Here is a 13086-nt window from a genome sequence, read left to right on the forward strand (position 1 = left end):
ACACCAGGGTGCCACGCTCTCGGCCTCGGAGGGTAGCCAGTTACTCTGGTAGCTATGTCTTCCACTGCACGACCTTTAGCTTTATCTCCAAGCAGGGCTAATGATTATCAACAATGCCCGTTGAAGTATCGTCTTCGTGCCATAGACAAGATCCCGGAACCAACAACGGTAGCGCAGGTGAAGGGAACATTAGTTCATGCCGTTTTGGAAGAAATGCATGGATGGGAGCGAAATAATCGGACTTTCCCGGCGGCGGTAAAAAGACTGAAACCCACGTGGGCTCAGATGTGCGACAAAGATGAGTCCTTGGCCGAATTGGTCCCTGAGTCGCAGTTTTATGATTTTTTGGTCGAGTGTCGCGAACTGTTGCGAGGCTATTTCTTTATGGAGAATCCTCAAGGATTTGATGCGGATTCCTGCGAAAAATTTGTCCAGACTGTTTTGCCCAATGGTGTTCCGGTGCGGGGCTTTATTGATCGAATTGATATTGCACCGACTGGGGAAATCAGAGTGGTTGACTACAAGACCGGTAAAAAACCATCGCCTCGGTTTTCTGCTGAGCCGAAGTTTCAGATGATGTTTTATGCGTTGGTTTATTGGCGGATTTTCCAGGATCTGCCCACCCAACTCCGACTTATGTATATCAAAGAAGCAGACTCTCTATTTCTTAGTCCCTCCAAAGAAGAATTGGAATTCTTTGAACAAGATTTAGCCCATTTGTGGAAAAAGATTGTAGAGGATGGACACAGGGGGAGTTTTCGACCAAAGAAGTCAAAGCTATGTGGGTGGTGTCATTTCCAGAACCTGTGTCCAGCTTTTGGTGGCACCCCTCCTCCCTATCCAGGTTGGCCGGGTGCCATGGGAGACAAGAGCGAAGTCTCCCGCTAAAACAGTCCTGAGATAGATCCTTCGCTATCAATATCGATATGCAAGGCGGCCGGGTTTTTGGGAAGACCAGGCATGGTCATCACATCACCGGTCAATACCACCACAAATCCTGCCCCGGTTCGCGGAATTAATTCCCGAACATGAAGGGTGTGCCCGCGCGGTGCACCTAATTTCTTTGGATCATCAGAAAAGGAATACTGGGTCTTTGAAATACATACCGGTAAAGCATCCAAGCCGTTCTTCTTGAGCTGGTTCAGTTGCTTCCTTGCTTTGCTGGAAAACTCGACCTCACTTGCCCCATATACGCGTCGGGCAAGAGTAGTGATGGAGTGCTCAACACCCTGTTCGGGATCATAAATTTGTTGCGGGGAACGGGTGCGTTGCTCACGTCCCGCCAGGACCTGTTCTACAGCTTCTGCCAATTCCTGACCGCCATGACCACCGTGCGCCCACACGTGAGAGTTCACTAATCGGATACCTTGGTCTTGGGCCCATTCTTGGAGATAGTGTGCTTCTGCTTCGGTGTCGCTAGGGAAGGAATTAATAGCAACAATAGGTTCGACGTCGAACTGTCGAATATTTCCGATATGTGCGCCGAGATTCTCGATCCCTTTGGCTAGAGCTTCATGATTCTCTTTGTCCAAATCCTCTCGAGCCACACCACCGTTGTATTTCAGGGAGCGAATTGTTGCGACCACAACAACAGCATCGACGTGCAGCTTGCCGACGCGAGCCTTGATATCGAAGAATTTCTCGGCACCTAAATCAGACCCGAAACCAGCTTCGGTGACCACAATATCTGCGCATGACATTGCTGTTCTCGTAGCAAGAAGACTGTTACATCCATGGGCGATATTGGCGAAGGGACCACCGTGAATAAACGCCGGGGCTCCTCCCAGAGTTTGCACCAGATTGGGGTTAATCGCTTCTTTCATTAATGCGGTGAGTGCTCCAGCCACCCCTAATTGTGAGACAGTAACTGGCTGATCATCATAGGTGTAGCCGATGGTCATGGCTCCCAGTCTCCGCTTAAGATCTGTGAGATCTGTAGCCAGGCATAGTACAGCCATAATTTCACTAGCCGCCGTGATGGTGAAACCAGTTTCTGCTGGTACTCCGTGAGCCGGGCCACCCAATCCAGTGACCACACCGCGTAGGGCCCGATCGTTGACATCGAGGCATCGTTGCCAGGTTACTTTTCGAGGGTCGATATTAAGGGCATTTCCTTGGTGGATGTGGTTGTCAATCACCGCCGCTAAGGTGTTGGTTGCTGAGGTAATAGCGTGGAAATCCCCCGTGAAGTGAAGATTAATATCTTCCATGGGAACGACCTGGGAGTAGCCGCCACCGGCTGCGCCACCTTTAATGCCCATGACCGGCCCTTGGGAAGGCTCTCGAAGAGCTGCTGCAACCTTATGATTACGCAGATGAAGCGCATCCACTAAACCAATGAGCGTGGTTGATTTACCTTCACCGGCAGGAGTAGGAGACATCGCAGTGACGAGTACGAGTTTGGCCTGTCCTCGACTAGATAACTGAGTGGGATCAACCTTCGCCTTCGTTCGGCCATAAGGAATGAGGGCAGAATCAGGGATCCCGGTCCGCTGAGCGATGTCGGTGATATCGAGTAGTGGGTGTGCCTGGGCGATAGCGACGTCGCTTTGAGGGTTCGTCGTGTTGTCAGGGACCTGGGGATCATGAGCACAAGTGGTGTTAGCCATAACTTCATGCTTACCATGAGTTGCGTGACTCATACGTCGAAAAATCAAGAAAGTGATGACCGTGGTGTTTTAGCACGCGTCTTACTTCCCGGCGGTAAAGAACCTGACGCCCGGTTTACCTTGGCTAATGAACGAACTTTTTTAGCGTGGACCAGGACGTCTCTAGCTTTCATGGCGGGAGGGGTGGCTTTGGAAGCCTTCCCCATTGACCATGTATCACCAGCAGTTCGCACCACTATGGCGATATGTGTTATTGCGGTGGGATTGGTGATTGCACTCGGAGCTAGCGTGCGATGGGTGCGCGTGGAGCGTGCCATGCGACACGATAAACCCTTACCTGTACCGGCTATTATCCCGGTACTTTCGCTTGCTGCTGTCCTTGCCAGCGCAACCGCGATCTGGGTTTTCCTGATATGAATCAGGTAATTCGCCACGAAGATCCCGGTTTGCAACCAGAACGAACAGCCTTGGCGTGGACCAGAACAACGGTAAGTTTTTGCGTTGCTTCGGCAATGCTATTGCGCTGGGCACGGGTTCTAGGTGTCCATAGCTTCTGGATCGTGGCGTTATTAATCGGCGTGATCCTATGCTTAAATCTCAGCCAACGGCGTCGCTATCTACGCCATAATCACGGTCTAAAGACCGGAAGCACCCAGGCAAATATTGTCGGGGTGCTTAGTTTAACGAGTATCAGTCTGTTTTTGGGGCTGTGCTCAATCCTTCTAGTCCTGGATTCTTAGAGAATAATTCCCCCAAAGAGGTAACACAGAGCAACTGAAATAGCGATGTTCAATGCTCCAGGAATGAGGAAGGGATGGTTAAATACGTAGCTGCCGATCTGAGTAGAGCCTGTGTCATCCATTTCTACTGCCGCTAATAGCGTGGGATATGTTGGCAAAATAAACAAGGCTGACACCGCCGGGAAAGCTGCAAGAGCCGTCAAGGGAGAGACACCTATTGCTAAGGCAGCTGGAATAAGAGCTTTGGCGGTTGCTGCTTGAGAATAAAGAAGGGCTGCGGCGAAGAATAATACTATTGCCAACATCCATGGCCAGCGCTGCAATACACCGCTTGAAAAATGCTCGATATCTTTCAGATGTGCATTAATGATCGTGGTGCCCAGCCAGGCTACACCGAGCACACAAACACAGGCTGACATTCCGGACTTGAATACCTGGGTGTTAAGGATCTCTCCGGCCGGGATCTTAGCGATGAGGACAATGATCGTAGCGGTTGCCAACATCAACGACATGATGGCTTCATTGCGCGGTAAAGCTGGGTTGGTTATTAACCCCACCTGTTCTGAAATAGCTGTAGCATAGGCCATCACTAAAACAATGGCGACAAGAAAAACAATCAGAGATAGTTTCGCTGCCTTCGTTGGAACATAATCGGCAGCTTTCTTTGGTGGATTAACCAGACCTTTTTCTACTCGGCTCAAATACACCGGGTCTTTTTCCAACGGTTTACCAAGCATATTAGCAATCAAGGCAGTAGGGAAAATAGCCAAGAACGTCGCCGGAATTACTACTCCTAGGATCCCGAGATAGCTGATTCCTAAGGGCTCGAGCGTTGAGGCGAGAAAAACAACGGCTGCGGAAATTGGGGATGCGCAAATAGCGACTTGGGAGGCTACCACCGCTATTGATAAGGGACGCGACGGCCGGACCTTCCCCTCCTTCGCAACCTCAACAATGACCGGCAAGGTAGAAAAAGCAGTGTGGCCCGTCCCCGCTAGCAACGTCATTAAGTATGTGACGATGGGAGCCAAAATAGTGATCTGCTTAGGCCGGCTCCTTAATACGCGTTCAGCGAGGTGAACGAGGTAATCCATGCCCCCTGCCCGTTGCATAGCTGAAATCGCAGCAATGACGGACATAATGATACCAATGACATCAAATGGGATGTCATCTTTACTCACTGGGGTTCCGATCAAACCAAGCAATAAGACGCCAAATCCACCGGCAAAACCGATGGCTATAGACCCTAAGCGAGCGCCAAGAACAATGGCGGCCAGAATGATAAAGATCTGGACAGCGACAAGCATGGTCTTTCGCTTTCTATACTCAGGTGGGTGTGGAAATAACCCACCGTGTTCGTCGTGATTATTCCATCACCATTATGCATAATTTAAGCCCCTAAGGAAAACTTAGGTGTTGTAAATAACATAACAGGAAAGCTCGACTGTCGCGTCCACCACAAATACTATTAATCGTTAGATTGTTATTGCGCCATTAAAAAATTTCTCCTTTACCCAGATAAACAGGAAAAGGGTAAAGGAGAAATAAGAAAACTTCTACCTATTTATCCATCAAGGTAAAGCTTCCCGCGAAATTCTGGGTGCATGAGATTTTCTTTACTGAGCACCCGATCCAAGGTGGCCTCGTCCAAAAGGCCTTTTTCCAGCACCAGTTCTTTTACCGACTTCCCCGTTTGAGCAGCCTCTTTCCCAATTAAGTCCCCATTGTGGTGGCCGATGAACGGATTTAAGTAGGTGACAATACCGATGGAATTTTCTACATACCCACGGCATACATCAGCGTTGGCGGTAATCCCACGGACACACTTCTCACGTAGGGTGACAACAGCGTTGCCCAAGATCCGAATGGATTGGAATAATGCCTCCCCTATTACCGGTTCCATGACATTCAGCTGTAGCTGCCCGGCTTCGGCTGCCATCGTTACAGTCAGGTCATTACCAAACACTTTAAAGCACACCTGATTGACAACTTCCGGAATAACCGGGTTGACTTTAGCTGGCATAATCGAGGAACCAGCCTGTCGCTCAGGTAGATTGATTTCATTCAACCCAGCTCGCGGACCAGAAGAAAGCAGCCGCAGATCATTGCAGATCTTGGACAGCTTCATTGCTGCACGTTTCACAGCGGAATGAGTCAAGACATAAGCCCCGGTATCGGAGGTTGCTTCGATGAGATCCCGGGCAGACTTAATTTCCAAACCAGTGACTTCACTCAACGCTGCGGTCACTTGATGACGGTAACCCGAGGGAGTGTTGACGCCGGTGCCAATGGCTGTGGCACCCAAATTAACCTCTAATAGCCGGTCACTGGCATTCCTGAGAACAGCTTGTTCTTCAGCCAAGTTGTGGGCGAAAGCAAGAAACTCATCCCCTAAGGACATGGGGACTGCATCTTGAAGCTGAGTCCGGCCCATCTTCAAAATGTCAACGAATTCATTCCCCTTTTCGCGGAAAGCCGACTGCAAGGCGTCGATTTCTTCAATCAGCACCTCCATTGCGGCATATAGCCCCAATCTAAAGCCGGTTGGGTAGGCGTCATTAGTGGATTGGCTCATGTTGACATCATCATTGGGGTTGATGACGTCATAATCGCCTTTCTCCTTCCTCAAATACTCCAACGCGAGGTTGGCAACCACCTCATTGGTATTCATATTTAAACTGGTGCCAGCGCCTCCTTGAAACACATCTAAGGGGAACTGGTCCATGCACCGGCCCTCTTCCAGAATCTGATCACACGCCCACGCAATAGCCTCCGCCTTTTCAGCCGGAAGGGTATGCAAGCGTCGATTCGCCAGCGCAGCGGCCTTCTTCACTTGAACCATGCCCCGGATAAACTCCGGGACCTGATTAATTGTTGTTCGAGAAATCTGGAAATTCTCAATCGCCCGCAAAGTATGGATACCGTAATAAGCATCCATTGGGACTTCTCGTTTACCGAGTAAATCCACTTCTACCCTCACATTGGGCTTTGTTGATTTTTCGGCAGCGCCGGCGGACTTCTTCGTGCGATCTTCCTGTGCGGACACCGGTTGTGCAGCCGGTTTTGTCTCTCGCTGGGAAGCGCCTTTCTTACCTTGGCTCTTCTTGGTCTTAGCCATGGAAACGGTCACCTCATTCTTGGAGATGGGTTAGTGGTTGTTACCGCCGCCCATATTAGTGTTGCCGTTTCCCCCGTGAATTAAATTCTGGCAATTCTTAGATCTGAGGCCAAAATAGCTTCTGCACCGATTTCTGAAAGCTGATCCATCACCGCATTAGCCTGCCCTTTTGGCACCATCACTCGCACGGCTACCCAACCATCAAGCGCTAGAGGCGACACCGTTGGACCGGACAAGCCGGGGGTAATAGTGGATGCTTCCGCCAATTTCTCACGAGCAATGTTGTAATCCAACATCAAGTAATGATGGGCATGAAGGATTCCCTCAATTCGACGCAGCAGAACTTTTTGCTCGTGATTGATCGTCATGCCTACCCGTCCAATAACAACCGCCTCTGAGGTGCACAGCGGTTCACCAAAGGGAGCTAGCCCCTGCTTTTTTAGAGTCCGGCCAGTAGAAACAACGTCTGCGATAGCATCAGCAACACCCAGGCGAATAGAAATCTCTACTGCCCCGTCCAGCCGAATCACCGTGGCCTCAATACCATTTTCACGCAGGTGGTCCCGCACCAGATTGGGGTACGACGTAGCGATCCGCTTGCCGGCAAGCTTCGCGACATCCCACTGTTCATCGTGTGGCGCAGCATAGCGGAAAGTAGAAGTCCCGAAATTCAGAGTCAATAACTCTTCGACCTGAGCCCGAGAATCAAGCGCCAAATCTCGACCGGTAATTCCCATATCTAAGTGGCCTTGAGCAACATAAATAGCGATGTCTTTGGGCCTTAAAAAGAAAAATTCGACGCCATTTTTCTCATCCACAACGTTCAAAGCCTTGGAATCACCGCGGCCGGTGTAGCCGGCTTCACGCAGAATCATGGTGGCGGTCTCGGACAATGAACCCTTATTCGGCACGGCAACGCGCAGCATAGCTAGTAAATTACCTCGTCAATAATGTGGGGTGATTGCTTCTTAAATACGTCTTATAGATAACGGTAAATATCTTCTGGTCGAAGATCCCTAGACACCATGAGCACCTGGGACCAGTAGATCAGTTGGGAAATTTCCTCAGCTAGGGCTTCCTTTGACTCATATTCGGCGGCCAGCCACACTTCCCCGGCTTCTTCGATGACCTTCTTACCTATATGGTGAATCCCTGAATCTAGGGCAGCCACAGTTCCAGAACCTTCTGGCCGGTTCTTGGCGCGTTCGGATAGTTCAGCAAAAAGGGAATCGAAGTTCTTCACCTGAAACATTATGACATGTCTGCCGCAAGCTCGCTCTAGTTGGTCGAGATTTGGGTAAACCAGCGAATGACGTCGGAGGCTGTGACTCCCTGAAACCCTCCGGCACGATCAGCGGGACACCCGTCGGCAATTCGGAGTTTTTCCAGTGAAACAGCACCCTGAGGTAGTTTCTCCACGCTGTCGCTGGGAACCGCAATGACTCGACATCCAGCTTCGAGTGCTGCAGTTATCCCAGTGAGCGAGTCTTCAAAAACCAAACACTGCTCAGGGTTCGCCTCAGCTAAATCCGCAGCTTTGAGATACATATCCGGATAAGGTTTTTGACGGGGAACTTCATCGCCGACAATGGAATCCACAAAGAAATGCTCACCTACGGCGGCGATAGAAGAATCCGCTATTGCTCGTTCGGTATTGGTGGTGACATACATTTTTATGTCCTGAGCCGCCAAATCCTCAAGCAGCTCCACTACTCCTGGCTGAGGTTCTAGGTCTGAGTGAAATAATTCTTGAACTCGGTGAAATAAGATTGTGCGTTGCTCGCGATAATCTGATTCCTGCAGGTCATACCCGGCATGTTCGGCGCAGATTTCCAAGGTGTTGTTGAAACTGCCACCGACAGTTTGTGCTCGTAGTTCTGGAGTAAGCCGTCGGCCTAGACGTTCACTTAACTCATAGGTAGCCACTCCCCATAGCGGCTCTGAGTCCACCATTGTCCCATCCATGTCCCAGAAAATTGCGGCAAGCATGGTTATTGATGGTAGCGGGAAAGGGTGGTTAGTCCCTAATCTGTTTTTTATTCATCAAAAAGGGGTAGCTGGCCAAGCGCGTCGCTATCTAATCCCGCCTCAAGAGCGGAATTCTTAAAGAAATCATTGAGCTGTTCAATTTCTTCTGGCTCAATAATCGCATTGGCATAATCTTCATTTATCCGTACGAGTTTATTAACCGCGGTGTTTATAGCACCACAAATAGCGTCGACGTCCGGCCGTCCTGCCAATGATTCCAAAGAAGATAGATATTCTTCTAAGGCTGAGCGCACCAGGGGTATCGCAGCAGGATCAAAGGGCTGATCCCAGTGTGTTTTTTCTTCTTCCCGCAGGTAACTCCCGGTAGCAAAAGTCGTGAGATCGCTAATAAATTCATCAACTGTCGGCTGGAAAGATTCTCGAATACTCATAAAGCTTTGTTGTCTCCGATCTTTAGCCCTTATGAGTAAAACACTACAGGTTGACACCCAATAATGCATCGACTGCGGAAGTTAACAATTCCTGGGCTTTGGGATTACTTTGACCGTCAGTTTGATGGCGTGCAGCCCAATCGTCGATCACCTGAAGAGCACCGGGAGAATCCAAGTCATCAGCAAGCCGGGTACGAACCTCGTGAATTACCTGTGCTATTTCAGAAGTGTCCCCAGGATGTTGAAGAGCGTTCCGCCAGGTCGATAACCTCTGTTCCGCCTCGGCAAGAACCTGAGCAGACCAATCCCGATCTCCACGATAGTGACGTGCATAGACTCCGAGCCGGATCGCGTTAGCTTCATGCCCAGCCTGGGTGAGCTTATGAACAAACACCAGGTTTCCCAGGGATTTGGACATTTTTACCCCATCTAGTGAGATCATTCCGGCATGAACGTAGTGTCCGGCCATTCGGGGTGTCCCTAGAGCAGATTCGGCATGTGCCGCAGAGAATTCATGGTGCGGGAATATCAAATCACTGCCGCCGCCTTGAATGGCGAAGTGAGGCCCCAGGCGGTTGGTGGCTATTGCGGAGCATTCCACATGCCAGCCTGGTCTACCTGCTCCGAAAGGAGCCTCCCAGGCCGGTTCCCCTGGGCGGTGAGCTCGCCACACCAACGCGTCTAAGGAATCTTTTTTCCCTGGCCGGTCTGGATCTCCGCCCCGCTCGGCAAAAAACTTTTCCATGAGTTCTCGGCTATAGCCGGATTCATATCCAAATTGACGAGTGGCGGAAATAGAGGCGTAAATATCGGGGTATGTAACATCATCGACGATGTACGCAGCACCACAATCCAGCAATTGTTGAACCATAGTGATTACTTCGTCAATAGCCTCCATCGCTCCGATGTAATGCTGGGGCGGAAGAACCCGGAGTTCCTCCATATCGGAACGGAAGAGATCTATTTGGCTGGTGCCTAATTCTTTCCAATCAACGCCATCTCTGGCTGCCCGCTCGAAAAGAGGGTCATCTACGTCGGTGATATTTTGGACATAATGAACGTCATGCCCATTATCGAGTAATTGTCGATAGATCAGGTCAAAAGCTAAATAGGTGGCAGCGTGACCAAGATGGGTGGAGTCATAAGGGGTAATCCCACAGACATACATTCCGGTAGGGTTACCACGTTCTACTTCTCTTTTTTCGTTATCCGCGGTATCAAAAAGCACCAGAGGAACAGGAGACCCAGGAACCTTGGGAACCGAAGGATAAGGCCAGGATTTCATGGCACCTACTTTAACTGTTGAGGAGGACACACAATTTCATAGCGGAAACTTGAGGCTAGTCATGCCTGTTTTAGATGGGATTGAGTGTTCCGGCGGCCAGCAAAATCATCACGATTATTCCAACTGGAATGCGATAGGCAGCAAACCAGGCGAAAGAATGATGAGAGACAAAGCGCAAGAGCCAGGCAATAGATGCATAACCAATCAGGAAAGCAATTATGGTTCCAACAGCCAATTGGGCCCCACTGGCTGCTTGACCGGCTTCGGGGGCAAGGGCGTCGGGTAAGGAAAATAGCCCAGATCCTAAGACTGCCGGGATGGCCAATAAGAAACTAAACCGAGCAGCAACTTCTCGATTTAGACCGCACAGTAACCCGGCTGAAATTGTTCCGCCGGACCGGGAGACTCCTGGGATAAGCGCTAGGCATTGCGCCAATCCCATGAGGACAGCATCTTTCATGGTCAGATCGTCGAAGTTTCGTTTCTTGGAACCCCAACGTTCTGCAATGATGAAAACCAGAGAGAAGAGGATGAGAACGGTAGCAGTAAGCCAGAGGTTACGCAGTGAATTGCGGATGATTTCTTTGAGAAGAACCCCGGCAACCACCACAGGAATGGTTCCGACAATGACCATCCACCCCATGCGATAGTCCAAGCCGCGTCGACTTTTATCAGTCAGGCCGGCAAACCACCTGACCATGATCCGCCAAATATCTTTAGCGAAGTACACCAGTACCGCTAACTCGGTACCCAGTTGAACCACCGCGGTAAAAGAAGCTCCGGCGTCGTGCCCCCATATCAATTCAGAGACAATTCGCAGATGCCCGGAGGAACTTACCGGTAGAAACTCAGTAAGTCCTTGAACTATAGAAAGAACAATCGTCTGTAGCCAGCTAACCTCGATCACCTTAGACACCCTACTACTCTGGAGACAATGGAGCGACGACAACTCGGCAACACCGGCCTCAGAGTCCCGGTTTTCGGTGTGGACACCTCGGCTTGGCCCCACCACATGACAGATGAGGAAGCCCGGAAAATAATTCATGGTTTTCTTGATATGGGTAGCGGCCTGGTCGATCTACCCAATAGAAACCCTGATTATCATTCAGAGACGCTTATCGGGGAGGAGCTTCGTCGTCGAACTTATTCCCGAGATGACCTGATTCTTTCTCTTGCTTCTGGTTACCGGCCGCACGCGCCCGCCGGATTCCGGATTGATTGCTCTCGACGTTCTCTTTTACAGCAACTCGATACTTCATTGCGTTGTTTGGGCACCGATTTCGTCGATATATGGACTATCGCCTATTGGGATGAACATACGCCCCTAACCGAATTGTGGGCGACGATGCACTACGTGCTTAACTCCGGACGGGCAAGATACGTCGCTGTCCACGGATTTCACGGTTGGCAACTGGCTCTTATCTCGGCTCAGACCTCAGAAAGTATTGCCTGCCAGTCGGAATACTCGTTGCTCCAACGCAATGCTGAAGCAGAGCTGTGGCCAGCAGCCCATTATTTACAGTCGGGAATGATCGCTACTCGTCCCCTAGCTCTGGGTGCGCTTGCCCAGCCCTGGAGAAAGCTATCTCCTCAGCCAGAAGCACATCCCTATCTCAATGACCGGGCCCACACCATCCTCGATGCCTTAGAAACGGCGGCCGAAGGACTTGGTTCTACCCTCGCTACAACCGCGTTAAGTTGGGTCAAGGATCAACCAGGAATGAGTACTTGCCTAGTTGGCGTCAGCAAAGAAGATCAGTTGATCTCAGTGCAAGAAGCAGGAGAGCAAAAACTGCCCAGACAAATCCTCGCCGCACTGGATGACGTGTCACAGTAGGCTGGTAGGCTCAACAAGCGTGAGTGTGGCTGGGATTCGTCGTCGGCGCCGCTACCTGGCGCCCCTTGTTTTATTTGCTGCCTGTGGGCTGGCTATGTCCGGTTGCCAACACCAAGCAGCGCAAGAGCTATCCGGGAAGATGGGCAATGCTACGGCAGTGGAGTCTCCACCTAATCCCCATCCCAGCGGAGAAGTTCTTCCTCTCCCTGAGGAATTAAAAGAAGTTCACGCTATGGACTACGCCGGGAATGTTCTTGCTGTCCAGGGACCACATCATGTGGGAATAGGTACCGTTGAACAATTCCGCCAAAATGACGCGGTGATTCTGCCCCTAGATAATTCCTGTGGAACTCTTCGCGGGTCCAGCGACCATCAAGTGTGGACCCTCGGGTGTGGAAATAGCGTGTGGAGTATCAATCCACAAGAACCGAACCGCGTCGATAAAATGCCGGTTGAGCATTCCACCACCACGGCTGTACAACTCAGTGACGGGACCATCGCTACGGGCAGTAATGATTCTCAGGACCTGTGGTTGTATCAGCGCGGGCAGAAAGCTCGAAAGATTTCCATGGATGGCAGTGCAGATTCATTAGTCGCCGTCACGGTTCCTGGTCATAGTGACGCGCTGGTTCGAGTGAATCGGCAGGAAACGACTATTCAAGATGTGCATTTTGCCGACAATGCTCAAGGTGGAACGCTGCGAGTAGGTCTTGGTGTGGGCCAGGTAGCAGCTGGGGAAAAGGGACTGTTGCTTGCCTCAGATACCACCGGGAACCGGTTGATGATTTACACCGGCGATGACGTAATCCGTTTACATCAAAGCTATCCCGTGGATGCTAGCCCGTGGGCCGTCGCCTGGGATAAAAGCCGTAATCTTGCGTGGATTGGGTCTACATCTGCTAATTCTGCCGTCGGATATGACATCCGTACCGGAGTTCCGGTAGCAAAAGCCCACATCTCCACCCTCCCCGATTCTCGTTCCTTAGTTGTGCTCGACGACGGCACCGTGGTTGCTGCTTCAGCCAGTGGACATGGATTGCAAGTTATTCATCAACCCCAACCCGCAGATCAGTAAAG

The 13086-nt window shown here is 50.7% G+C and carries 14 protein-coding genes; 5 read left to right on the forward strand and 9 right to left on the reverse strand.

Annotated elements, in window-relative coordinates; genetic code table 11:
* Nucleotides 1-54: 54 nt before the first annotated feature.
* The gene (locus GP475_RS05915; protein WP_187975681.1) at nucleotides 55-888 is read left to right on the forward strand and encodes a RecB family exonuclease; all 834 of its coding nucleotides are present in this window, start codon (nucleotides 55-57) and stop codon (nucleotides 886-888) included.
* Here the strand turns inward: GP475_RS05915 and GP475_RS05920 are convergent.
* Nucleotides 885-2609 (reverse strand): formate--tetrahydrofolate ligase, encoded by a 1725-nt coding sequence (locus tag GP475_RS05920; protein WP_187975682.1) that lies wholly within the window; start codon nucleotides 2607-2609, stop codon nucleotides 885-887. The genes GP475_RS05915 and GP475_RS05920 overlap by 4 nt on opposite strands.
* A 24-nt stretch (nucleotides 2610-2633) precedes the next feature.
* Between GP475_RS05920 and GP475_RS05925 the strand changes: the two genes are divergently transcribed.
* Together GP475_RS05925 and GP475_RS05930 are read left to right on the forward strand one after the other, a co-directional pair.
* Nucleotides 2634-3026 (forward strand): YidH family protein, encoded by a 393-nt coding sequence (locus GP475_RS05925; RefSeq protein WP_262485246.1) that lies wholly within the window; start codon nucleotides 2634-2636, stop codon nucleotides 3024-3026.
* The gene (locus GP475_RS05930) at nucleotides 3023-3349 is read left to right on the forward strand and encodes a DUF202 domain-containing protein (protein ID WP_187975683.1); all 327 of its coding nucleotides are present in this window, start codon (nucleotides 3023-3025) and stop codon (nucleotides 3347-3349) included. The genes GP475_RS05925 and GP475_RS05930 overlap by 4 nt, the downstream gene beginning before the upstream one ends.
* Here GP475_RS05930 and GP475_RS05935 read toward each other — a convergent pair.
* The 8 genes from GP475_RS05935 to GP475_RS05970 all read right to left on the reverse strand — a co-directional run bounded on the left by GP475_RS05935 (nucleotide 3346) and on the right by GP475_RS05970 (nucleotide 11088).
* The gene (locus tag GP475_RS05935; protein WP_187975684.1) at nucleotides 3346-4656 is read right to left on the reverse strand and encodes an anaerobic C4-dicarboxylate transporter; all 1311 of its coding nucleotides are present in this window, start codon (nucleotides 4654-4656) and stop codon (nucleotides 3346-3348) included. The two genes, GP475_RS05930 and GP475_RS05935, sit on opposite strands and share 4 nt — an antisense overlap.
* A 257-nt stretch (nucleotides 4657-4913) precedes the next feature.
* Nucleotides 4914-6467, reverse strand: coding sequence for an aspartate ammonia-lyase (gene aspA / locus GP475_RS05940; RefSeq protein ID WP_187975685.1), 1554 nt, complete (start codon nucleotides 6465-6467; stop codon nucleotides 4914-4916).
* Between the two features lie 80 nt (nucleotides 6468-6547).
* Nucleotides 6548-7393 (reverse strand): ATP phosphoribosyltransferase, encoded by an 846-nt coding sequence (gene hisG, locus GP475_RS05945; RefSeq protein ID WP_187975686.1) that lies wholly within the window; start codon nucleotides 7391-7393, stop codon nucleotides 6548-6550.
* Between the two features lie 53 nt (nucleotides 7394-7446).
* Entirely contained in the window at nucleotides 7447-7719 is a 273-nt protein-coding gene (locus tag GP475_RS05950) for a phosphoribosyl-ATP diphosphatase (RefSeq protein WP_187975687.1), read from the reverse strand.
* Nucleotides 7720-7745: 26 nt separating this feature from the next.
* A complete protein-coding gene (locus tag GP475_RS05955; protein WP_187975688.1) occupies nucleotides 7746-8456 on the reverse strand; it encodes an HAD family hydrolase in 711 nt (236 codons plus the stop codon).
* 47 nt (nucleotides 8457-8503) lie between these two features.
* Complete coding sequence (locus GP475_RS05960) at nucleotides 8504-8887, reverse strand: hypothetical protein (RefSeq protein WP_187975689.1); 384 nt, start codon at nucleotides 8885-8887, stop codon at nucleotides 8504-8506.
* Nucleotides 8888-8930: 43 nt separating this feature from the next.
* A complete protein-coding gene (gene mshC / locus GP475_RS05965) occupies nucleotides 8931-10172 on the reverse strand; it encodes a cysteine--1-D-myo-inosityl 2-amino-2-deoxy-alpha-D-glucopyranoside ligase (RefSeq protein WP_187975690.1) in 1242 nt (413 codons plus the stop codon).
* Between the two features lie 70 nt (nucleotides 10173-10242).
* Complete coding sequence (locus tag GP475_RS05970; protein WP_262485247.1) at nucleotides 10243-11088, reverse strand: undecaprenyl-diphosphate phosphatase; 846 nt, start codon at nucleotides 11086-11088, stop codon at nucleotides 10243-10245.
* Between the two features lie 18 nt (nucleotides 11089-11106).
* Between GP475_RS05970 and GP475_RS05975 the strand changes: the two genes are divergently transcribed.
* A complete protein-coding gene (locus GP475_RS05975) occupies nucleotides 11107-12009 on the forward strand; it encodes an aldo/keto reductase (protein ID WP_224400365.1) in 903 nt (300 codons plus the stop codon).
* A gap of 19 nt (nucleotides 12010-12028) precedes the next feature.
* Nucleotides 12029-13084 (forward strand): NHL repeat-containing protein, encoded by a 1056-nt coding sequence (locus tag GP475_RS05980; RefSeq protein WP_187975693.1) that lies wholly within the window; start codon nucleotides 12029-12031, stop codon nucleotides 13082-13084.
* Nucleotides 13085-13086 lie beyond the last annotated feature (2 nt).

The sequence above is a fragment of the Corynebacterium poyangense genome (assembly GCF_014522205.1).
In the GTDB taxonomy this organism is placed as follows: domain Bacteria; phylum Actinomycetota; class Actinomycetes; order Mycobacteriales; family Mycobacteriaceae; genus Corynebacterium; species Corynebacterium poyangense.